The organism is Neochlamydia sp. AcF95 (genome assembly GCF_018342455.1).
Lineage (GTDB): Bacteria > Chlamydiota > Chlamydiia > Chlamydiales > Parachlamydiaceae > Neochlamydia.
In genome coordinates this window covers 42478-65204 of record NZ_JAEMUC010000019.1, presented here as the reverse complement: position 1 = coordinate 65204, position 22727 = coordinate 42478, and the positions used below count along the sequence as shown (strand labels likewise).

The 22727-nt window shown below is 37.7% G+C and carries 21 protein-coding genes, 2 tRNA genes and 1 pseudogene; 12 read left to right on the top strand and 12 right to left on the bottom strand.

Annotation, left to right across the window (positions count from 1 at the left end; translation table 11 throughout):
* The first annotated feature begins 42 nt into the window (after positions 1 to 42).
* Both NEOC95_RS01655 and gnd read left to right on the top strand, forming a co-directional pair.
* Positions 43 to 116 (top strand) — tRNA-Arg (locus NEOC95_RS01655).
* 87 nt (positions 117 to 203) lie between these two features.
* Positions 204 to 1655 carry a decarboxylating NADP(+)-dependent phosphogluconate dehydrogenase gene (gene gnd, locus NEOC95_RS01650; RefSeq protein WP_213151108.1) on the top strand — a complete coding sequence of 484 codons (1452 nt, stop codon included), beginning with the start codon at positions 204 to 206 and terminating at the stop codon, positions 1653 to 1655.
* A 556-nt stretch (positions 1656 to 2211) separates the two neighbouring features.
* On the opposite strand, the gene NEOC95_RS01645 is transcribed toward gnd, so the two are convergent.
* The 10 genes from NEOC95_RS01645 to NEOC95_RS01600 form a co-directional block, all read right to left on the bottom strand.
* Positions 2212 to 3108 (bottom strand): hypothetical protein, encoded by an 897-nt coding sequence (locus tag NEOC95_RS01645; RefSeq protein ID WP_213151107.1) that lies wholly within the window; start codon positions 3106 to 3108, stop codon positions 2212 to 2214.
* A 118-nt stretch (positions 3109 to 3226) separates the two neighbouring features.
* Positions 3227 to 3868: a lysophospholipid acyltransferase family protein gene (locus NEOC95_RS01640; RefSeq protein ID WP_213151106.1), complete on the bottom strand. Its 642-nt coding sequence runs from the start codon at positions 3866 to 3868 to the stop codon at positions 3227 to 3229.
* Between the two features lie 673 nt (positions 3869 to 4541).
* Positions 4542 to 5219: a (d)CMP kinase gene (gene cmk, locus NEOC95_RS01635; RefSeq protein WP_213151105.1), complete on the bottom strand. Its 678-nt coding sequence runs from the start codon at positions 5217 to 5219 to the stop codon at positions 4542 to 4544.
* Between the two features lie 24 nt (positions 5220 to 5243).
* Complete coding sequence (locus NEOC95_RS01630; RefSeq protein WP_213151104.1) at positions 5244 to 6098, bottom strand: phosphatidate cytidylyltransferase; 855 nt, start codon at positions 6096 to 6098, stop codon at positions 5244 to 5246.
* Positions 6095 to 6853, bottom strand: coding sequence for a polyprenyl diphosphate synthase (uppS, locus tag NEOC95_RS01625; protein ID WP_213151103.1), 759 nt, complete (start codon positions 6851 to 6853; stop codon positions 6095 to 6097). Before uppS ends, NEOC95_RS01630 begins: the two co-directional genes overlap by 4 nt.
* 9 nt (positions 6854 to 6862) lie before the next feature.
* On the bottom strand, positions 6863 to 8182 hold the full coding sequence (locus NEOC95_RS01620; RefSeq protein ID WP_166156027.1) for an adenylosuccinate synthase: 1320 nt from the start codon (positions 8180 to 8182) through the stop codon (positions 6863 to 6865).
* 23 nt (positions 8183 to 8205) lie between these two features.
* Positions 8206 to 10014 (bottom strand): translation elongation factor 4, encoded by a 1809-nt coding sequence (lepA, locus tag NEOC95_RS01615; RefSeq protein WP_213151102.1) that lies wholly within the window; start codon positions 10012 to 10014, stop codon positions 8206 to 8208.
* A 193-nt stretch (positions 10015 to 10207) separates the two neighbouring features.
* On the bottom strand, positions 10208 to 10843 hold the full coding sequence (locus NEOC95_RS01610) for a thiamine diphosphokinase (RefSeq protein WP_166156033.1): 636 nt from the start codon (positions 10841 to 10843) through the stop codon (positions 10208 to 10210).
* A 34-nt stretch (positions 10844 to 10877) separates the two neighbouring features.
* Positions 10878 to 10961: transfer RNA gene (locus NEOC95_RS01605), tRNA-Leu, on the bottom strand.
* A gap of 69 nt (positions 10962 to 11030) precedes the next feature.
* Positions 11031 to 11627, bottom strand: a complete 597-nt coding sequence (locus NEOC95_RS01600) for an MORN repeat-containing protein (protein ID WP_166156036.1) — start codon at positions 11625 to 11627, stop codon at positions 11031 to 11033.
* Between the two features lie 168 nt (positions 11628 to 11795).
* Here NEOC95_RS01600 and NEOC95_RS01595 point away from each other — a divergent pair, with 168 nt between their 5' ends.
* Complete coding sequence (locus tag NEOC95_RS01595) at positions 11796 to 12947, top strand: diflavin oxidoreductase (protein ID WP_166156039.1); 1152 nt, start codon at positions 11796 to 11798, stop codon at positions 12945 to 12947.
* A gap of 90 nt (positions 12948 to 13037) precedes the next feature.
* Here the strand turns inward: NEOC95_RS01595 and ispF are convergent, their stop codons facing one another.
* Positions 13038 to 13535, bottom strand: coding sequence for a 2-C-methyl-D-erythritol 2,4-cyclodiphosphate synthase (ispF, locus tag NEOC95_RS01590; protein WP_166156042.1), 498 nt, complete (start codon positions 13533 to 13535; stop codon positions 13038 to 13040).
* A 337-nt stretch (positions 13536 to 13872) separates the two neighbouring features.
* Between ispF and NEOC95_RS01585 the strand changes: the two genes are divergently transcribed.
* From NEOC95_RS01585 to NEOC95_RS09570, 7 genes and pseudogenes are all read left to right on the top strand, one after another.
* Positions 13873 to 14889, top strand: a complete 1017-nt coding sequence (locus NEOC95_RS01585; protein ID WP_166156045.1) for an alpha/beta fold hydrolase — start codon at positions 13873 to 13875, stop codon at positions 14887 to 14889.
* Between the two features lie 171 nt (positions 14890 to 15060).
* Positions 15061 to 16494 carry a UDP-N-acetylglucosamine 1-carboxyvinyltransferase gene (gene murA, locus NEOC95_RS01580; RefSeq protein WP_166156048.1) on the top strand — a complete coding sequence of 478 codons (1434 nt, stop codon included), beginning with the start codon at positions 15061 to 15063 and terminating at the stop codon, positions 16492 to 16494.
* Between the two features lie 183 nt (positions 16495 to 16677).
* Positions 16678 to 16824: pseudogene (locus tag NEOC95_RS09750) on the top strand (F-box protein); the annotation flags it as partial.
* A gap of 101 nt (positions 16825 to 16925) precedes the next feature.
* Positions 16926 to 17093, top strand: coding sequence for a hypothetical protein (locus NEOC95_RS09330; RefSeq protein ID WP_249270133.1), 168 nt, complete (start codon positions 16926 to 16928; stop codon positions 17091 to 17093).
* A gap of 407 nt (positions 17094 to 17500) precedes the next feature.
* A complete protein-coding gene (locus tag NEOC95_RS01570) occupies positions 17501 to 18478 on the top strand; it encodes a KamA family radical SAM protein (protein ID WP_166156054.1) in 978 nt (325 codons plus the stop codon).
* Between the two features lie 537 nt (positions 18479 to 19015).
* Complete coding sequence (locus tag NEOC95_RS01565; protein ID WP_166156057.1) at positions 19016 to 19450, top strand: hypothetical protein; 435 nt, start codon at positions 19016 to 19018, stop codon at positions 19448 to 19450.
* A 41-nt stretch (positions 19451 to 19491) separates the two neighbouring features.
* Positions 19492 to 19635 (top strand): transposase, encoded by a 144-nt coding sequence (locus NEOC95_RS09570; RefSeq protein WP_347566651.1) that lies wholly within the window; start codon positions 19492 to 19494, stop codon positions 19633 to 19635.
* 165 nt (positions 19636 to 19800) lie between these two features.
* Here NEOC95_RS09570 and NEOC95_RS01555 read toward each other — a convergent pair whose 3' ends face one another.
* Positions 19801 to 21369, bottom strand: coding sequence for a leucine-rich repeat domain-containing protein (locus NEOC95_RS01555; protein ID WP_166156062.1), 1569 nt, complete (start codon positions 21367 to 21369; stop codon positions 19801 to 19803).
* Positions 21370 to 21786: 417 nt separating this feature from the next.
* Between NEOC95_RS01555 and NEOC95_RS01550 the strand changes: the two genes are divergently transcribed.
* Complete coding sequence (locus NEOC95_RS01550) at positions 21787 to 22032, top strand: hypothetical protein (protein WP_166156065.1); 246 nt, start codon at positions 21787 to 21789, stop codon at positions 22030 to 22032.
* Between the two features lie 70 nt (positions 22033 to 22102).
* Positions 22103 to 22597, top strand: coding sequence for a hypothetical protein (locus NEOC95_RS01545; RefSeq protein WP_213151101.1), 495 nt, complete (start codon positions 22103 to 22105; stop codon positions 22595 to 22597).
* Positions 22598 to 22727: the final 130 nt, after the last annotated feature.

Below are 22727 nucleotides of genomic sequence, written 5' to 3'. Positions count from 1 at the left end.
TTACTTTACAAAATTTCTTACATTCTCTATGCTGAAGAACATGTTCTCGTAGCTCAGTAGGATAGAGCGGTTGCCTCCTAAGCAACAGGTCGTGCGTTCGAATCGCGCCGAGGACAACTCTTTTGCTTTTTCTTGCACTTGCTCTTTACATTCATTTCTTCTCGCACTAAACTACGAAAAAATCACTTAAGGGAGGAAAATCTATGGGGCAAGCGGATATTGGTTTAATTGGATTAGCAGTCATGGGTCAAAACTTGGCTCTTAATATGAATGATCATGGCTTCATTGTTACCGTTTATAATCGTACGCGCGCCACCATTGACAGCTTCTTAAATGGCTCTGCCCAAGGATCAAAAATTATAGGTGCTCCTACTATCCAGGAATTTTGCCAATCTTTAAAGCGTCCGAGAAAAGTCATTTTGATGGTAAAAGCAGGTGAGCCTGTGGATGCGTGCATTCAGCAGCTCATTCCTTATTTAGAGCCAGGTGATGTCATTATTGATGGGGGAAATAGCCTTTTTAGCGATACCAATCGACGCACCCAATCTTTAAAAGAGAAAGGTCTTCTCTTTATAGGCAGTGGAATCTCTGGGGGGGAAGAAGGCGCGCGGCATGGCCCTTCAATCATGCCAGGGGGAAATCCTGAGGCTTGGCCCTTAGTAAAGAATATTTTTCAATCTATTAGTGCCAAAGCTGACAATGGTGAACCTTGTTGCGACTGGGTAGGAGATGAAGGTGCAGGTCATTATGTTAAAATGGTCCACAATGGAATTGAATATGGTGATATGCAACTGATTTGCGAAGCATATAGCCTTTTAAAGCATGCTCTAAGGTTGAATCCTCAGCAGATAGCGCAAGTCTTTGCTCAGTGGAATAAAACAGAATTAGACAGTTATTTAATTGAAATTACAAGTGCTATTTTCAAACAGGTCGATGAAGATGGCCAGCCTTTGATAGATAAAATTTTAGATGTAGCAGGGCAAAAAGGTACGGGTAAGTGGACTGTCATAAATGCTTTAGAATTGGGGATGCCACTAACTTTAATCGGAGAAGCTGTTTTTGCGCGTTGTTTATCGGCTATTAAAGAAGAGCGTCTTGAAGCTAGTAAAATTTTGACGGGACCTTCCCCTTTATATGAGGGAGATCAAGAAGCATTTATTGAGAGTATTAGACAAGCTTTATATGCTTCTAAAATCATTAGCTATGCCCAAGGGTTCATGCTTATTCAGCAGGCAGCTAAAGATTATCATTGGAGGATTAACTTTGGAGGGGTGGCTCTCATGTGGCGAGGAGGGTGCATCATTCGCAGTAAGTTTCTTAACAATATTAAGGATGCCTATGAGAAAAAGCCTACCTTAAAAAACCTTCTATTAGATGATTTCTTCAAAAATGCATTAGCTAAAGCACAAAGCGATTGGAGACGGGTAGTAGCTAAAGCTGTAGAGCTCGGCATTCCCACTCCTTGCTTTAGCACTGCTCTTGCTTTTTATGATGGTTATCGCAGTTCTAACTTACCAGCCAATTTATTACAGGCCCAACGTGATTACTTTGGGGCCCATACGTATGAGCGGCTAGATCATCCACGCGGCCAGGTTTTTCACACAAATTGGACAGGTACGGGCGGTAAAGTAAGCTCTACTTCCTATAACGCTTAAAATATATAATCATACGTAGATTTTAAAAAAATAGGAGACTATTTGGATGATCGCCTAAAATTCTCTTTAACCTATTTCATAGCCTATCCCTTAATTTTCCTATGCATTGATTCTAAGAAAAGCAGGCGCTATTTAAAAAGAGAAAATTAAGATATAGAGTCGAGAAGCAGAAAGCTTATAGATTAAGAGATCTTTTTTTTAGTTGACCTTTAGTATTATTGGATAACTAGAGGGGTATTCATCCTGCCTTTATAGATTTGCTTAGGACGAGAAGAGTAGCTCAAAGCTGCTTTCAAGGAAAATTTAGAGAATGGAAAGCTTCTTTGACTCTTACGTAAACAAAATCTTGCGTTGCAGGTTATTGAAGAGTCAAGCTTAGGTAATCTTTAGGAATGGGGTGATTAAAAGACCTATTATAGAAAAACTTTTTTTGATAAACAAAGAGTGAAGAAAAGATATTTGCAAGCAAAATAATAGGGGTTTAGAAAGGTTACCTTTTTTAAACCCCTTTAATATGTGCTATCTCAGCAATAAATCTAAATTAAATTCAAAGGTTTTAGCTTTCAATTTTGTCGGCTGTTGGTGCTTGAGGGGCTTCTGGAATAACTGCCTCTGCAGTTACCACAGCATTTTCTTCTGCTACAGCTTCTTCTTTTCCATTTTTTTCTTCTAATTCAGCTACTGCCTCTACTGCTGCAGCATGCTTGGCTTTAGCTTTAGCTATGAGCTCTTCATTAAAGCCAACTTTCGGTTGAGTAGCTAGCTCTGCTTCCTCTTTAGCTTTTTCTGAGTCTTCAACAGCTGTCTTATGAGTTACCTGTTGCACGTTTGCCGATAGTTCTTTTTTGTCGATAATAGAAGCGGGGTGTAAAGCTTCTGCTGTTTCACGATCTTCTATCGCTTCTACATTGTGTTCATGCTTCTCATAAGCTCTAGCAGCTATCTCTTCTTTCATAGAAATTGGCTGTTTTTCTTCCTCGCTACCTTCAACATGGCCTTCTTCTTGGCTACCTGCAGTCTCTTCAGTGTTTTTTGAAGGGGCAGCTTTTTTCTTAGGAAGGATTTTTAGCGTTTCATGAATTCGTGTAGCCTCGATAGGTTTGATGAAAGACATAACCAAGGTGGCCAAAGTTGCAAAAGCAGTTGCTAGTACACGAAGGGCTAATTTGGCTACATTCTTAGGGCTAGCAAGCTTAGTTTTATTAAGAAGCTGAATAGCCCAAGGTTTCTTTGAAAACATTACTTTCACAGGTACTCTAAACACATTAGCAATTGCAAATAAGGGCACGGCAATAGCATGGACAGCTGTGTCAGCAGCTAACACGCCAGCTGCTATTAAAGTTTGCTTGCTATTTTTAGATTCTCTAGCCTTTTCTAAATGCTCTGTAGTCCATTTGATAACTTTATTAGGATATTCACCTGATATAAAAGGTGTGACCAAATATGTAGACATAAAAATTACCCCTTTGAAATTAAAAAAAATTAAATTACGGTTAGTTTAAAAACCATCTGTTAGTTTATATGCAATAGGCATTTATTTTCCAAAAGAAAACAATGCTAGGCGTACTACATTAAGGCGGTTCTCCTAGTGCACCATTCAAATACCAAAAGTTTAACATTTTCAGAGATTTTTGGATAGCATTTGAAATTTCTTCTTGTGCTTTTTTCTTGGGCAGATCTTTATACACTTCCCAATAGATAGGCTTACCGAAAACACAAGCTGTTTGTCCTTTCAACCTAGGTATCCACTTTTTCTTTGGCCAGGCTTCATAGGTACCATGAATATAGACAGGTACAATTGGGCACTGGCTCTTGCCGGCAAGCATTCCTATGCCAGGCTTTATGGGAAGTAAGTGTCCGTTAGAAGTTCTCTTGCCTTCAGGAAAAATCACTACTTTTTTACTATCTTTTAATAATTGAAGAATTAATTTAAGCGAGCTTATATCTTGCGAGATGCCACCTACAGGATAAGAATTTAGGTGAGAAATCAACTTTTTAAAAATTGCATTGTTGAAAAGAGTTCCTCTTGCAAGAAAGTTGACTTCCTCATCGCATGAAATAGCTACAAGAGGAGGATCTAAAAAAGAAGCATGGTTAGGAGCAAGAATGCAGGGCCCGACAGGGAGGTGGTGTTTTCCATACACTTGATGGCGGAATAACAATAAAAAGAATTTTTTAGTACAAAGATAAACTGAGCGATAAAAAAATTTCATGCCAACAAATAGTGAAGGTATATATATGTTTGCATCCTAAATAAATCCCTCCTATTTATCAAGAGGATTTAAACATTAAAGGATTATAGAAAATTTAACTTTTGCTTGTAGCTCAAATTAAAATGTTAACAGCTTAAGGCAATAAAGACTTTAATGCTTAGCGACATGCTAGATACCGGCTTTTTAAAAAGGAGGATAAAGCATCCACGCTGTTTAACTTAAAAAAATTGAAGGCAATCTATTATTTTGGTTGCCTATTTAGAAAGAAAAGGTGAGAAAATAAGCTGAAATTATTAATAAAAAATAGGCTTTTTTACTTAAAGCCTATGAGGAGTCTTTTTAGCTTCTCTAGATTTTGCGGCAAAAAAATCTTAACCATTTCTGGAGAAAAAAGGTGGGAAAAATAAAAAATGATCCGTTTTCTATAAAAATTAATAGGCAGTCCTTAAGAAGATGAGCTATATAGCAAAAGAAAATCCCTCGAAGGAAATGCTCTTCTCAGCTTTAATCTCCTTTATCCAAAAAAATCTTAATATTTCTTACTCCTCTTATTCTCTGCTACTTGAACGTTAAGCTTGGCCTTTATTTCATTAGCTATCTTAAATCAGAAATGAGAGTAAGGTATTTAATTTAAGAACAGTATTTAAATTTTGCTTGCTCATTATTTAGATCATCAAACTTGTATGTTTAAATCTTTAAATTCTAGGATTTTGAAAATAATTTCTTGGATGCTTAAATCAGAAGTATCAATCACGAGAGCCTCAGGAGCTTGTTTAAGAGGGGATATTTCGCGAGTTAAATCGAGATGATCTCGTCGATTAAGATCTTCAAGGGATTTTTCAATCGTAAGGTCCTTTGTTTCTTCAGGATACTTTCTTTTAAGTTCGTCATATCTTCTTTTAGCACGTACTTCAGGACGTCCTGTTAAATATATTTTTATTTCGGCTTTAGGAAAAACTATCGTACCCATATCTCTTCCCTCAAAGACCGCATTTACTCCTATAGCAAGTTCCCTTTGCATAGCCACTAACTTATCGCGTACCATAGGGATAGCCGAGATGCTAGATACATGAGAAGTAACTTTATCGAGGCGAATAGCATCGGTAACGTCCTCATTTCCTACATAGTAATGTTTTTTTCCATGTCTACTTTTGATATCAAATTTAATGTTATGGAGAAAGTCATTAAGTTGCTCACGATCATCGACGTTGATATCTTTCTTTAAAACACCATAAGTCAGACAACGATACATGGCTCCTGTATCGAAATAAATGTAGCCAATTTCGCGTGCTAATGTCTTAGCAATTGTACTTTTGCCTGTAGCAATGGGACCATCAATGGTAATAATCATACAAAACCTCCTGTACTCCTGCATTTAGCTAGATGCAGATTGAATTTCAAGAAAAATATAAACAATAGGGGAAGTAAAGACTAGCGAATCGAGCATATCTAGTATACCACCCAGCCCAGGGATTTGATTGCTATTTTTAATATCAGCATCACGCTTTAGCAAAGATTCAGCAAGATCGCCTATCTGTCCCATCGTGCTTAATAAAATTCCTAATGTCAGAGATTGAAAAAGAGTGATCTGAAAAGGAATGTGAGCACTTATCCAATAGAAAGTAAAGCTTGCCCCTAGCCCACAGCAAAGTCCTCCCACTGCTCCTTCATTGCTTTTTTTGGGACTTAAGTAGGGAGCCATCTTATGCTTGCCCAGAAGGCTACCCACAAAATAAGCGCCTATATCGGTTGTTTTCGTAACAGCTAATAAGTAGAGCAGCCACCACCGTCCTTCTTGAGGAGAATGTTCTGGGAAAAAGTAGGCAATGTTGAGCCAAGATGCTAAAGGAATAGCTACATACATTAATGCAAGCAGGGTAATGGAGATATTAAGCAAGGGCTTATCGCCCGTTTTAAAAAAATAAAAAAAGCAGATCCATACAATCAATATAAGAACAATGTAGGGGAGAATTTGAGCTTGACCATGTTGGGTACTCACATACACGGAAAGGGTGTACAAAAAGCAGCCTACCAAGCCTATTTTCGTAAGAGGTTGATAGTTTTTGCTTTTAGCTAGGTGAAAAAGCTCAGCGGCAGCAAGGGTAATGAAAGTAGCTAGAATTAAAGCAAAAATAGGGCGAAAAAATAGGTAGGGAGAAAACCAAAGCAGCAAAATAGCAAAAAAAGTGGTCATACTGCCTAAAAGAAGGCGGTGTTGAAGATTGCTCATGCGCCCCCTAAGCGCCTTTCACGCCTTTGATAGTTTAATAATGCTTGTAAAAGATGATAAGGAGTAAAATCTGGCCATAATACGTTTGAGGAGAATATTTCAGTATAAGAGAGCTGCCATAGTAAATAATTACTTAATCTTAATTCACCACTCGTGCGGATAAGTAAGTCTGGATCACTCCAGGGCGCCGTATCTAAATATTGGGAAATAATTTCTTCAGAGATTTGCTCAGGAGTAATTTTTTTATGGATTATATCTTGCGCGATAGACTGTACAGCACGTTTGATTTCATCGCGACTTCCATAATTTAGGGCAAAAATTAGGTCCGCTTCTTGGCAGTGGGCCGTAACTTGTCGGGTTTCCTCTATAGTTTTTTGTACATACTCTGGCAAAGCAGCAGTATTTCCAATGGTACATAAACGTGTCCCTTCTTCCACAAAGAAAGATTGCTGCTCGATTAAATAAGTATGCAAAAGCCACATCAAGGCATCGATCTCCTCTTGAGGACGGCTCCAGTTTTCTGTAGAGAAAAGGTAAAAAGTAAAATTTTTTATTCCTAGTTCTTTTCCTGCTTTTACAATTTCAATCAGATTATCAGAGCCTTCTTGATGACCTTCTATGGATCTCATTTGCTGTCGCTTGGCCCAGCGTCGATTACCGTCTGGAATAAAAGCTACATGCTGAGGAATACGCTTAGGATCTAAGCTTGCCTTTTGTTCAAGAGTATAATAGTTGTTTTTCACGAAAATATTCATAAGTTCTATTTAAGCATGCTTGCAAGCTGCCTTTTCCTTGGTTGAAAATAAGTCTTTTAAAATAAGGGTTTTTTCTCGTTGAGGCCCTAAAGAAATGATATTAATCGGTGCTCTACAAAGCTGCTCAATTTTTGACAGGTATTTTTGAGCATTTTGAGGTAATTCTTTATAAGTGGTAATTTGGCTGGTGGAGGCGTTCCAGCCTGGCATAGTTTCATAAATAGGGATAATCTTATCTAGATCCTCGCTAAGGTAAGGAATATGATTGATGCGCACTCCATGAATTTGATAGCCTACGCAAACTTTAATAGAATCTAAATAATCTAGCCTATTGAGCTGAGTCACTGCTAGTGAGTCAATGCCATTTATGTGTACAGCCGTTCGCGTTAGCACTGCATCAAACCATCCAATCCGTCTTCTACGCCCTACTGCATTGCTGTATTCACTCGTGATAGGATGATTTAAAAAACTTTCGTTTTCTTGAAACTCTGTAGGAAAAGGTCCGTTGCCCACACGTGTAGTGTAGGCTTTAACAACGCCCAAGGTATGATCGATGCAGGTGGGGCCTACTCCGGCGCCGGCACAGATGCCTCCAGCGATGGTAGAGGAAGATGTGACATAAGGGTAAGTTCCTAAAGAAGTATCTAGGAAAGTTCCTTGAGCTCCCTCGAACAAAATGTTTTCCTTATTATCTATAGCTTGGTGAATAAGCCCTTCCACTTCTGCCACAAAAGGTTTTAAAAGCTCCGCATAACGACTATATTTTTTATAAATTTCCTCCTCATTTAATTTTTCGACGCCGAAAAGCTTAGTAAGCTCTTCATTTTTTACTTGAAGAATGCTTTTTAGCAATTTGCCGAAAATATCAGGACGCACAAGTTCTCCCATGCGAATGCCTAAACGTTGGGCTTTATCAGCATAACAAGGCCCAATTCCTCGACCGGTGGTACCAATAGCACGTTCGCCTTTCTTTTGCTCAAGAAGAAAATCTAGCATTTGATGATAAGGAAAAATAATATGGGCAGAAGGCGAGATTAATAGGCGTCCTTTAATTTGGACACCCTTACTTTCTAAATCCTCCATTTCTTGCAGGAGTACTTCAGGATCGATGACGGTGCCAGCACCTATATAGCAATGCGTATGTGAATGGAGAATAGCTGAGGAGATTAAATGAAATTTGTATTCTTGCTGATCAAGGACAACTGTATGGCCTGCGTTATTGCCACCTTGAGAGCGGATAACATGCTTAACCTGGGCTGTAAGCATATCAATAATTTTACTTTTATCTTCATCCCCCCATTGTGCACCAATCAAAATCACCTGTGGCATATTAACTCTTTTTTAATGATCGATTAATCTCCTGCTTTTAAAACTTCCATAAAAGCACTTTGGGGGATATTGACTTTACCTATTTCTTTCATACGTTTTTTACCCTTTTTTTGCTTCTCCCACAGCTTGCGCTTGCGGGTGATATCGCCTCCGTAGCACTTAGCTGTCACGTTTTTGGTGAGGGCGCGGATAGTTTCTCGCGAAACAATTTTCCCACCAATAGCCGCTTGAATAGGTACTTTGAAAAGCTGCATGGGGATAACTTCAACGAGTTTAGAGCAAATAGCTTTTCCTTTCGATTCTGCTTTAGAGCGATGCACTAAGCATGAAAATGCATCTACAGGCTCTTCGTTGACCCGAATTTCTAATTTAATGATATCACTTTTTTCATAACCATCAAATTCATAGTCAAAAGATCCATATCCTTTAGTGATGGATTTAAGCTTATCATTGAAATCGGTAATAATTTCATTAAGGGGAAAACGATAGGTAATTAGAAGCCGGCGTGCATCCATAGTTTCTGTTTTAAGACAATTGCCTCTTTTATCCATTCCCAAATTCATGATTGCACCTAGGTATTCCCCAGGAATCATAATATGGCATTTTACCCACGGTTCTTCTACATAATCGATGTGAGTAGGGTCTGGATAGTGAGCAGGATTATCGATTTCTTTAATGGAGGTGTCATTTAAATGGAACTTGTAAATAACACTAGGCGCTGTAGAAATAACATCTAAATCAAATTCACGTTGAATGCGTTCAAATATAATTTCCAAATGCAAAAGTCCTAGAAAACCACAGCGGAAGCCAAAGCCTAAAGCCATACTGCTTTCTTGTTCAATATGCAGAGAGGAATCGTTAAGTTGAAGTTTTTCCAAAGCATCGCGTAAAGCTTCAAAATCTGTAGAGTCAATAGGATATATGCCTGCGAATACTACAGGGCTGATATTCTTAAAGCCTGGCAAAGCATCGGGAGCTGGATGTTTTTGCAAAGTAATGGTGTCCCCAATTTTAACATCGGAAGTTTTTTTTATGTTGGCGATCATGTATCCCACCTCTCCTGTCATTAAAGCTTCCACAGGTTTTTCAGAGGGAGTAAATTTTCCTACTTCTAAAACTTCACAAGCTTTATGAGTAGCCATCATGCGTATTGCAGAGCCTTTACGAATTTCTCCGCTAATCACACGAATGTAAACCATAACCCCTCGATAATTGTCGTAATGAGAGTCAAAAACCAAGGCACGGAGTAGATCATCGACAGGTTCTTTAGGAGCAGGAACATCGCTAATGATACGTTCTAAGATGGTCTCAATCCCTATTCCTGATTTGGCTGAGCAGCAGATAGCATGGGAAGCATCTAGGCCAATCACATCTTCAATCTGTTGTTTTACACTTTCTATATCTGCACTGGGAAGATCAATTTTATTAAGGACAGGTACGATCTCCAAGTCACGTTCAATCGCTAAATGAACATTTGCAAGAGTTTGAGCTTGGACGCCTTGGGCTGCATCTACCACTAGTAGAGCTCCTTCGCAAGCCGCTAAAGATCGTGAAACCTCGTAGGTAAAGTCGACATGTCCCGGTGTATCAATTAAGTTGATTTGATAAATTTGGCCATTTTCAGTTTGGTAATTCATGGTCACAGGGTGAGCTTTAATAGTAATGCCTCGTTCTCTTTCAAGATCCATATCATCGAGTAGCTGCTCTTGCATCTCTCGCTTTGAGACTGTATGGGTAAGTTCTATTAATCTATCAGCAATCGTTGACTTTCCATGGTCAATATGAGCAATAATAGAAAAGTTGCGAATATTTTTTCTGTTGTATGAAACCATGCAAAAATCCTAATCACTGGCATTTATTACATCTAAATTTATCAAGATGGGGGTTGTAAGAGAAATCAATCAACTAAATTAATCGATGACATGAATGTTTTCAAGCAACATTTGATTTAAAGCTACCTTGGTGCATAAACTTTTTTGAAACCGATTAGATGCAGAAAGAAAAAATCTAATCTATTTAAAGAAATTAGAAGGTTTTATGAAGAAAGCATACTAAATCACCAGAGAGTATATTAATCTCTACGGAGTGGCTATTACATACATTCGATAAGCTCATAAATTCTTTATCAAAATCAGCATTTTGCAGCTCCCATTTAAGGCCCTGAGTTTGGATGCCATAGGCAGGGGATAAAGGCATTAAAGAGATCGTTTGTCCCGCAAACGTCTTAATCCGGTTGCGTCCTTGTAAACAAAAAATGGTCTCCTTTTCCGATTCTATCATAAGCTGAGAAGGATGGCGAGACAGGAGATGCAAGGTATAAAGGAGATGATCACTGCGCTTTCCTAATACACCAAATAAAGCGATAGATTCTACTTTTTCCCTTAAAAGCTTATGGATTGCTAGTTCTAAATCACTTTCATTTTTATCTTCAGGATATTTTAAAAGGGGAAGATCTGCATATTGTTCAAGCATTTCTTTTTCTATAGAATCTAAATCTCCGATCAGAAAACAAGGAGTGATTCCCATTTTCTGGCAATGTTTTAAGCCCCCATCTACGGCTATAATCTTTGAAAAAGAAGAAAGAAGGTGCTTGGTCTGAGAATAAGAAGAAATTTCGCCATTAGCGACAATAGCTACTTGGGGAGATAAAGGGTAATACATCCTCACTCAATCGATAAAAATTTAGCTTAAGGATTGCGGCCAAGATGACTCGAACATCCACAGGGTTGCCCCTACTAGAACCTGAATCTAGCGCGTCTACCAATTCCGCCATGGCCGCTTGATGCACAGATATCGTATTAAAATAAGCTTATTTCCGTAAATGGAAAATATCTTATTTATGAGAGAATCAGCTTTTAGTTAAATCCAGCGGTTCTATTATCAAATAACTGTGATTAGGATTTTGAAGGATAGAAAATGCTTTTCCATCTCGTCTGACCAGCTTCCCTATTCCTACTAATGAGTTATGTTGAAAATTTCCTGTTAGCTTATCTCCATTCCCGTAAACAATCAATCCTTGACCGTTTAATCTTCCCTCATGAAATTCGCCGGAGTAAGTGGTAGAAAATATAGCGTGGGTTTTTTCGTTGATCATTTCGTAGGTAAGTTTACCGATTCCTTCAGGGAGGCCTGCTTTTAAAGGTCCTATATATTTGATGCTATTAGAGAGTAGTTTCCTCCTTTTTATTTCTTCTCCTTGCCTTGGAGTGTCTTCAGATGGTTCCAACGGTAATAATGAAGGCAAGAGAGTAGGTTCGTTCTTTACATGTTGGCTTGAACGGGAAGAAGCCTGAGGCAAAAGTTGAGCAGCAGGTGGGCAAAGAGGCTCAGCAACACCCCAAAAAAAAGTAGTCGCGTCTCTTGTTCTTGTGGGTAAAAAAGTACTGTGCTTATCCACTGATTGATTGTTTGTAGTGATTTTGTAATCGCAGTTAATTAAACTCATAAAAACCTAGTATGTTTGCTTAATATATCGAGAATAATAGTGTAAAAATTGTTAATTTTCAATCAGATTAGGAGAGGTTAACCTGCTTTTAAATAAGATAAAATTTTGCTGAAAGTGAAAAAGAATTATGTTATATTTTTTTATTTTTAACTTCTAAACACTGTTTTTATGGAACCCTCAATCTACAATAGGCATTATCCTTTTTTTGCCACAATCAAAGAGCGTTATAATTTAACTCGAGAAGAGTCTACAAAAAATACTCAACATCTGGTTTTGGATATTAAAGGGTCGGGCCTGACCTATAAAGTGGGCGATAGCCTAGGCATTTTTCCTATCAATCCTCAGGATATTGTTAATAAAACACTGGGTGCTATGCGTGCACAAGGTTTGGAATTGATAATTAGCAAGCATACAGGAAAGAGTATGTCACTGCGCGAATTTTTAACTACAAAAGCTAATGTGACAGACTTAAGCAAAAAGCTTTTGTCGATGCTTGCTCAAAGGCAAACTAACCAGAAAAAAAAAGAAGCGTTAGAAGCTGTTCTGGCAGAAGGTGCGCAAGAAAAGTTTAAAGCTTATTTACAATCCCATGAGCTTTGGGATATTTTAGAAGAAAACCACGAAGTGGTTTTTGCTTTGCAAGAGCTCTGCAACATGCTTATGCCCTTGCTACCTCGTCTATATTCTATTTCTTCCTCAATGTCGGCAGTAGGAGAAGAAGTGCATCTTACCGTAGGGGTATTAAAATATCATACCAATGGATATCAGCGGGTAGGTGTGTGCACTCATTATTTATGCGAAACAGTCCCTCTTCATCAACCTGTCGTACCCATCTATATTCAACCTCATCATGGCTTTACACTTCCTTCTCACTCTGATACGCCTATTATTATGATTGGCCCTGGCACTGGCGTAGCCCCCTTCCGGGCATTCATGCAAGAAAGGATGGCGAAGGAAGCTCAAGGTAAAAATTGGCTTTTCTTTGGGGAGTGCAATCGCGCAACTGATTTTTTTTATGCAGATTATTGGACAAGCTTAGAGCGGCAAGGTAAGCTCCGCTTAGATGTTGCTTTTTCACGTGATCAGCAAGAAAAAATTTATGTTCAACACCGTATGCTAATGCAAGGTGCTGACCTTTATCGTTGGATTAATGAAGGCGCTTACATTTATGTTTGTGGGGATGCTGCGCGTATGGCAAAAGATGTAGAATCTGCCTTGCATGAAATTATCCAAGTCCATGGTAAGAAAAGTGAAGCGGAGGCAAAAGCACTCGTTAAGCATTTGCGTAACGAGAAACGTTATCTGCGGGATATTTATTAACATTCCTATAAATTGCCGACTCCAGATCTTTAAAAAGGCTTAATAATGTAGATTTAAGCGATAGTTTACTTAAAAGTAGAATGAAGGCAATCATGGAGATAAAGGTGTAGGCTGGCAAGTGGTCACTATGGCAAAGCATTGGACCCCTTCGCCACAACCAAAGTCTGTCAAGCCTTCGCCTGAAGTTGCTGTTATTCCTACTTGAGACAAATCAATTTGCATGACGCGTGCAATGTTTTCCCTCATCGCTTGAATGCGATCTTTAAATTTAGGCTTCTTACCTTCTAAGGTGATAGACACATGCGTAACTTTCTGGGCCTCTAATGTTTTTATAGCTTCAAGAAGGTAAACTTCGCTATCAGTAATTCCATCTTTTAAGCAAAGCTCATCGGCAATATTTCCTAAAATTAAGACTCCAGAGAGCGAGCTTATCGCATTACAAATGGCATGAAAAACAATATCACCATCAGAATTAGCATTAAATCCAGGCGTATGTTCAAAGATTAATCCTGCAATAATGCAAGGTTTTGAGGTTTCAACCGGTAAAAAACGATGGCTATCTTGACCTATACCTGTTCTTACTATCATTTCTACCTCTTAGTCGTTAATGGATGTGGCGTTATTTTAGAAATCTGAGAATTTGAATGAAACATTTTTTTGCTTTTTCTTAAATTAGAAAGGTAAGCTGAGCTTTTGGCCGATTGCTATTTATAAAAGATTAAATAAGAAAAGGTAGAGGAATGTTTATAAATAGAAAAAGCAGTAAACAAGGCTAGTTAGCATTCTTTAACCTTTTTACTCCTACTTATTAGTTAAGGGGATTAAAGGTACATGTTCAAAAGCTACCTTAAATTTGTTGGAAATAAAAAATTCAAAATAAAAATATTTTTCAGTAGAATGACTACTCTTAAAGAAGGATCAGGAAATGGCATCCCTAAATATTCACCGTCCTCCTCGATTACCCTGTAATCATTCCTTTATAAATGAAGGGAAGCAAAAAAATGAAAAAGCAGCGTTTTATTGGAAAATTAAGCATTTAGCTCTTTTAGCTTTAGCTACTTTATGTAGCCTGGCTACTTTGGCAGGAGTAATCAATTTATTTTCTAGCATCTCATTCTCTAGGCTTTCTAAGTATACATTTATACTTTCAGCCGGTGCTTTAGGAGTTTTTCTAAGTGGAAATATGTTAAATTTGATGGCTTCTAGGCTTCCTCAATCTTTAGTTTCTTTGGCCAATTATATTTATTCCATTGTTTGTGAATTTTTTTCTTTGATAGCTTTAAATTTTTTACGTTTTGTAGATTTAGAAAAACGTGATCCTCATAAAGGAAATGGGCAGCAACCTATTTTACTTATCCATGGACTTTATAGTAATAGTGGCTCCTGGGCTTATTATCGTTACCGCTTTTCTAAAGAAAAATTAGGGCCTGTTTTTACAGAGCATCTAGGAAAGCCCTTCGAATCTATTGAAACTCACGCGGAAAAAGTCCGAAATAAAGTGCTAGAAATTCAAAGAGTGACAGGAAGGAGTGATATTACCCTTATTGGCCATTCAATGGGGGGGATTGTAGCTTGTGTCGCTGCTTCTAAATTGGCTGAATGTAATTTGCTAGTAACAGATATTATTACTTTAGGCTCTCCTTTAAAGGGAGCTTTCTTGACTGCTTGTGGGATAGGGAAGGCTGTTAAAGAAATGCATCCTCAAAGCGCTTTTTTAGCAAGCCTTAGTAAGAGAATTTTAAATTTACCTTCTACGACTCATTTTTTCCATATAGCTAGTAAAACAGACTTATTAGTTCCGCTTTCTAGTGCTTTATATAATGAAACTATTTATGCCAAGCGACTAACACTTTCAAATGTAGGCCATCTATCCCTTTTATTTTCCGATTCGTTGATTGATGAAGTGATAGATTATTACAAAATCCGACAAAATAAAGTCTAAAAATAGAGGCTTTATTTTTATTTATCCAAAAATTTGATTTTAATTCAGATTCTCATTGTATTTAAAAGTTATTTTTGTTAATAAGATAATCAAAAAAAACTACGAATAATCGAGCTTTTTTCTCGAGAAATTAACAATAAATTAATTTTTACATATGGTTGCATTAAAAAAATGGAAATATTGAAAATTAAGGGTGGAGCCCCTTTGAAAGGTCATGTAAAAGCAGCAGGTGCTAAAAATGCGATGACCAAATTGCTTGTAGCCTCTCTTCTCTCCGATAAAAAGTGTCGCTTTTATAATGTGCCTAACATTGGAGATGTGGCTGTTACAGTAGATTTATGTAAAGAAATAGGCATGGAGGTTCAGTGGGACCGTGCGAACGGGATCATGGAAGTAATTACCAAGGAACTTAAAACTTCTTATATCCCTCAAAGGTTCTCGGGAGCTAATCGAATTCCTATTTTGATGATTGGAGCGCTTTTAGGACGTACTGAAGAAGATATTATTGTTCCAACGGTGGGGGGATGTAATATTGGAATGCGCTTGGTAGATTTTCATATTGCTGCTCTAGAGAAGTTAGGAGCTGTTATTGAATATAGAGGGATGAAGCGCGAAGGAGCTTATTTTGCTCATGCTCATAATGGTCTAAAAGGTACGCTAGTACATTTGCCTTTTCCTTCGGTAGGAGCTACGGAGAATACCATTTTAGCAGCCGTCACAGCCCGAGGCTTAACTACAATAAAAAATGCAGCCATTGAACCAGAAATTGTAGAATTAATTCTTTTTTTGCAAAAACTTGGCGCTATTATTACATTAGATGTCGATCGTACGATACATATCCAAGGCACCCGGCGGTTTTATGAGGTAGAACATACTGTGATCCCCGATCGTATTGAAGCAGCTTCTTGGGGGATAGCAGCTATAAGTTCCAAAGGACGTGTTTTTGTGGAAGGTGCCCAGCATCAAAATATGATTACTCTTTTAAATAAGCTTAGAGAGGTAGGCGGAGGATTTGAAATTAAGAGCAATGGAATTGAATTTTACTATGACGGGCCTCTTCAAGGTGGGCTCCATCTAGAGACAGACGTTCATCCTGGCTTTATGACCGATTGGCAGCAGCCTTTCGTGGTTCTTCTTACACAGGCGACAGGGTCATCAGTGGTGCATGAAACTGTGTATGAAAATCGTTTCGGCTATACCGAGGTGTTGAAGGAGATGGGAGCTGATATTACCCTTTTTAGGCAATGTTTGGGCGGTAAAGAATGCCGCTTTGCTTCCCAAAGTTTTTGCCATAGTATTATAGTTAAAGGTAATACTCCTCTTGTTGCAAGAGATATTTCTGTTCCTGATTTAAGAGCAGGTTTTGCTTATGTAATGGCTGCAATCTTAGCTACAGGAACGAGTGTAATTTCGGGATTACATTTTTTAGATAGGGGCTATGGAGAGCTTTTTCAAAAACTTGGTTCTTTAGGGGTAGATGTGACGCGTACGACGGAAAAAGAAAAAACTTTAGAACCTGTCTCCAAAGGGGAGGGTGTAGCTGTTTTAGCCAAACCTATCAAAGAATTAAAAAAGAAAAAATTACCAGTTTTGCAAACTATCTAATTTTTTAAAGGCTTTTAAAGAAAGATAGCTGAGTCTATGGATATAAGCTAATTTAATGTATATTTTTCCTTAATAAGGTGTGGTGCAAGGCATGTTTGGCAGAGAAAGAATGAAAGCTTGTGTGTTGTATCGAAAGTGTAATTAATCCAGCTTTCTAATTAATTTTAGCAAGAGGGTGCCTGTATGTTTTGTATGAAGTCATTATTTAAGCCATTCACTTGCATAAATCCAAACTCTTCACATTACAATATAATTAATTCTACGCCCATAGCCATGTTGCCCGAGGAATTGATCGTTCACATTTTCTCTTTTCTTTCAGCCACTAATCTTGCTACGGCCCAGCGCGTATGTAGGCGCTGGAGAAAAATAGCAGAAGAAGACACAGCCTGTGGAAAAGACACCATCAGAGACGTCTTGGTTGCAAGCCCCTTATGCGTATCTTTTCTAAGAAAGTACCTTACTCTTTTAAACAAAGCTATCTTATTTATTGCAAGAATGAAGCTGAATGCATACGATTTAAAGAAATGCTTGCTTTCAGCCATGATGAGAATCTAGCTTTCGAGCATCAACTACTAGAACATTATAGCTCTAAAAAGTGAGAGGTCGATTGAGTAAATGATAAATTCTTTATCGAGGAGTCCTTCGTGAATGCAAGCTAACTTTTAGATAATTCTTCGCATGCCGCTACAAAATACCACTCCCTCTCCTTGCAATATAATTGGCTAGGGATAAGATGGCGAAGTTTACAATGTCCCCAGGAACAATGGGTACTGACACAGGGGATAAGCTCCAATATGAGGCTATGTCTTAAACAGGCGAGCTATTAGATCATTTACGCAACAACGCTCACAGGAAAGATAAGAACCTTTCTTTTCTTGTTTTATATAAAAAAACTTGTCAATATGTTACTGATTTTGTAAGAAAATAAACCCTTTGTTAGCGTGGCTTTCAAAAAATATTTACAAACTGTTAGTTTTAAGGTAACTAATCTTTTTCATTAGGTAAAATGCAGACTTCTCCAGCTTTATGGCGTCAAATACAACGCAGCAATTTCACAAATTGGAATCAATTAGCAGACTTTTTAAAGCTTTCCCCTGAACAAGGTGAGCGAATATTGAAAAATCCTTCCTTTAAATTAAATTTACCCCTTCGCCTTGCTCAAAAAATCACTAAAGGGGTGTTAGATGATCCTATTCTTAAGCAGTTTCTTCCTGCTTTAGATGAAAAGCTGGAAGCTACAGGTTTTCAAATAGACCCCGTTCAGGATCAATTATTTCGAAAGGAAACTAAACTTTTGCAAAAATATAAAGGCCGGGCTCTTTTAGTCTGCACAAGTGCTTGTGCGATGCATTGCAGATATTGCTTCCGTCAAAATTTTGAGTACGATAGCAAAAAAACTAGCTTTGCTAACGAATTGGAGCTTATTCGAGCAGACTTATCTCTTAAGGAAATTATCTTAAGTGGAGGGGATCCTTTATCGCTGGAAAATAGAACATTAAGCAATCTTTTAGATCAACTGGATTTGATTTCTCATCTGCGCCGCGTTCGCTTTCATACTCGTTTTCCTATCGGAATTCCGGAAAGGATTGATCAAGAGTTTTTAGATATCTTAAGAGTCCGTCGTGTACAAATTTGGTTTGTGGTGCATGTCAATCATCCCCGCGAGCTAGATGAGGAAGTTCTTTTAAGGCTTAAAAATGTGCAATGTTTAGGCATTCCTGTGCTTAATCAGTGCGTGCTTTTAAAAGGCGTTAACGATAATAAGGAAACTCAACAACTACTCTGTGAAAAATTGGTAGATCACGGGATTTTACCTTATTATATGCATCAGCTAGACCGGGTAAAAGGGACTGCCCATTTTGAGGTAGAGCGAGAGCAAGGTTGTGAATTTATCCGTTATCTGGCTGCTAATTTATCGGGTTATGCGGTCCCTAAATATGTGCAAGAAGTACCAGGAGAGTCCAGTAAGACTTCTCTTTTCTAGCCCTTAAACTAATAACTATCTTATTTAGATAAGGAAGAGCTAGAAAAAAGGCGAAGGGGAAGGAATTTATAATTATTTATAGACCTTAAGTTTTGGATATTAAAAACTTGCCTTTTTTCCTTAGGCAGAATGGCATAATAGAACTCTCTAGGGATGCCAGCCGATACAGTTTTTTACATCATGGTTAAAGCTATGCCCCTTAGTCAATAGGTTAACCTATTGATAAATTTCTTAAGTTGAGCCTCCTTACCAGAGGCAGTTAAGCTAAAGAGTAGCTCTGAAAGATAAGAAAGAAAAAATGGAAGATAAAAAAAAACTTTAAAAATCCTCCCATTCCATTTTCTTTCGCAGGGCTGCCAGCTTATTTCTTTTATTCTTTATGAATAGTGAACCTTCTCTGCAAATTTTTAAGCTTATATTCCTCAGCAAAAAAAATTAATTAAAGCGAGTTATCGGATAAGGAAATAGTTGAAAAAAGACCTCCACATTGTTTAAAAATATTTTTCACCAAAAAAACTTTAAACCTGGAAGGTTAAAATGCTTGAAAAAGATATCGATCTATTAATCTCTATTTTTTGTGATGTAGAGGATTTTTATAAACAATTTGAGCCTGAATGGCGCAAAATATTGGTTGAAAGCCGCCCAAAACCTTTAATTGAAAAGAGCAATAAAAGAAATCGATGGTCAAAATTATCATTAAGCAAAGCGATGACAATTATCATTATGTTTCATAAAACTGGTTATAGAACTTTTAAAGGCTATTATACGCGACAAGTCATTCCTTCAATGAGAAAATATTTTCCTAGCATCCTTTCCTATAATAAGTTCATTACTTTAATGAAAACATGCTTGTTTCCTCTTTTTTTTTATTCACAAGCTTGTTTAGGAGAGTGTACAGGCATTTCTTTCATTGATTCCCCTTTATTAGCAGTATGCCACACCCGTCGCATTTACTCCCATCCTAGTTTCTAAAAAAATAGCCAAAAGGGGTAAAACTTCTACAGGGTACTTCTATTCGACTCGTAGTAGAAGAGATGCTACCTAGGGCCCAAGCTATGGCTGATCGTTTTCATGTTATGCAGAACCTAAATCAAGCGTTAGATAGATTTAGGAAGAGGATAAAACAGAAAAGTGCCGATCAAGAAATAAAGAGCTAAAATGATTGGGCAAAAGTTTATAAGCCTTGCTAGATTCCAATGTAAAGATTGACTTAAAACTTCTCTTAACTTGTCTCTTTCTTTTATCTGTTTTCTGCTCGTAAAAGACAGCTGTATAAATTTTTAGACGGGATTTTTCACTTTTTGTCCTGTACAGAGATGCATCTAAAGTAATTTCCTTAAGATTTTTAAGATTAGAAAGCAGTATGAATAGAGGAAGCTTAGTTGTGGGTTATTGCTTAAGTAAAAATCTTGCAGATTAGAAAGCTGCCAGATTGTTGCAGGAAGGGCTGTTAATTGGTTATTGTTTAAACTAAGCTGTGCTAGATTAGAAAGCTGTCCAATTGTTGTAGGAAGAGCGGTTAGCTGGTTGTTGTCTAACCAAAGCACTTTTAGCTGAGAAAGCTTTCTGATAGCTGCAGGAAGGGCTGTTAGCCGGTTATTGTTTAAACTAAGCTGTGCTAGATTAGAAAGCCCCCCAATTGTTGCAGGAAGAGCGGTTAACTGGTTGTTGTCTAACCAAAGTACTTTTAGCTGAGGCAGTTGCCCAATTGTTACGGGAAGAGCGGTTAACTGGTTGTTGTCTAACCAAAGTACTTTTAGCTGAGAAAGTTGCCCGATAGTTGCAGGAAGAGCGGTTAGCTGGTTGCTACCCAGCCAAAGCTGACGCAGTTGAGAAAGTTGTCCGATGGCTGCAGGCAAGGCTGTTAACTGGTTGTCTCTTAAGTCGAGAAAGCTTAACATAGAAAGTTGCTTGATTTCTGGAGGTAAAGCAGTTAATCTTAAGAGATTTAACTCTAGGCAAGACAAATCTGCACTATGCTTATCCAGCCATTTCGCTAGCAGATCGCTTTTTTTCTTTAAAGGTAAAGCCTTAACCTGGGGTTGGCTTAAATATTTTTTTCCACCTGGTAGCTTTTGCCAAAGTAGGAGGCGATTAATATTTAGTAGATAGGAAGAATAATTATTGAGAGTAAAATTTTTGCTTTCTTTTGAATCTTCTTCAAATTCTAAAGGGGAAAGAGAGGTGGCTAAGTTAAAGATTTGCTGAAAGATGTGAGCCACTTTTTCTTCAGCAGAAAGGTTAGATTCAATTTTATAAATTTTATCCAACATATGAGCTTGTTCTATAAAATCCCTGTACTCATCAGGAAAATGAACATGGACGATCGCTTTGTAAAGAGAGGTGGCGGAAATAGAAGGTTGAGGAGCGACTGAGAGAAGGGGTGCAGAACTTTGGTGGATTTGCCGCAGCTTTTCGACGACAAATTGCCTAACCTTTTCATTTTCTCCTAATAATTTTTCCATCCATTTATAACTTATCTTTTCTTTGTTAGTCAGCTCTTCATTATTCTGACCCATCAATTCTTCTACTTGATTCTCTAAAATTTCCTTTAAAGTTAAAACTTCTTGAATTTGAGGTTTTTCTAGAAGGTGGAGCAAGAGGTCAATATAACTTTCTTTGAGAGATTTTAAAGGATAGGACTCAGCCGTTTCGGCTAGTTGCCTCACTATGTAGTTAGGTGCATGCCTTTCAATAAGCCTTCTATCTAGGGGACAAAGTTTATTGCGCGCTAAGCATTGGATGACGGTATCTTCGTTAAAGGTATGGCCACAAGGGAACAAAGTAACCGCTCGAGCCAGCAACTCTCCTGATACAGGGTCTTCTATATTTGCTAAGATTGTGGGATGAAATTTTGCCTGGATGCTAGATGTAGAGGTTGGTGCCATCATATAAGCTCCTTAAAGTTATAGGGTAAATTATCTCTTCAAGAGTAAACTTAGCCTGCTTTTTTAAGGGCTAGCCTGAGTTTTTTATGGGATGGTAGTCTTTCTTAATTTTTTAATCAATTTTTATTTTGAAAGTTAGAAAAGGAGCTATATCTCTTTTATAAAAGCAGCAAAAGTCTCTCTTATTAATTCATCAACTTCTCTCCTAATATCTTGTGATATGCTTCTCAGCTTGTTTTATTCTTGGATTTTTTGTCCTATAGTATTCCAATGAGGAAATCTAAAAAAGCTTCTCCTGTAACGGAAGTTCCATTTTTGTATAAGGTTTGACATAGTTAACTCAGTATGTTTTGATGAGAAAAATTTGACAAATGCTACATAAATCTAAAATTATCTTCTTTCTAAAAGAAGGAGGTAACAATGCCCAAAAGGAAAACTGCTGATAAAAACTTTGCTGATTTGCAAGAAGAGATTGATTTAGAGAGATTTAGAGAAAGCGTAAGATCTAATTTTGCAGATTTTCCAGATCCCCGCCTAAGCAAGCGTTGTGCTTATCTTATATGGTATTGGTTTTTGATTTCTCTTTCTGGATATCTAGCAGGATGTAATACCGTATATAGTAGGAGACAGTGCTCTTTATACGCCAACTACCTTGCAAGTTTTTAAAGAAGAACAAAGCTTATTTACCACGCGTGTGCCCGTGTAAATCAAAGAGGCTAAAGAGTTCATATTTGAAGTGCCTTACGAAAAGATGGTAGAAATGACAGAAGGCTATCGAGCTTTTGAGAGCACTTCTTGCTATGCAGGCGTTGAACAAAGATGGATAGTTATTTTTAGCCAAGCGGCCTATCAAAGAGAATGCCCCACTTTAGCCAAGCATTATCTTAAGGGTAGTGAAAAAGAAACCAAAGTCTTTATTAAGCTGATGCAGCAAGAATTTTTATGCCCAAACGATTCTAAGCGCCAATTAGATAAGTTTGCAAAAAAACTTAAATATATACAGATTATAGAACCTCAAGTTATAGCCACTCAAAAGCATGTTAGATCTGGGCGGCCAAAAGCTGGGCAAGAATCTTCTATACTTAGCTATTCTTTAAAAGGCACAGTAGCTTACTCTTTGCTTAACAAGGCAGATTTAGAGAGGAGCAAAGGGTTTTTCATCTTAGCGACTAATGACATGGATGTAACCGCTTTTCCTGCTCAGGAAGTGCTAAAAAAATATAAAGCTTGAGCAAAGTGTGGAAAGAGGATTTAGATTCTTGAAAAGCCCCGATTTCCTACTCTCTTCTTTACTTTCTAAAAAAGCCAGAAAGAATTGAAGCGCTTTTAATGGTAATGATTCTAGGCCTTCTGGTCTATTC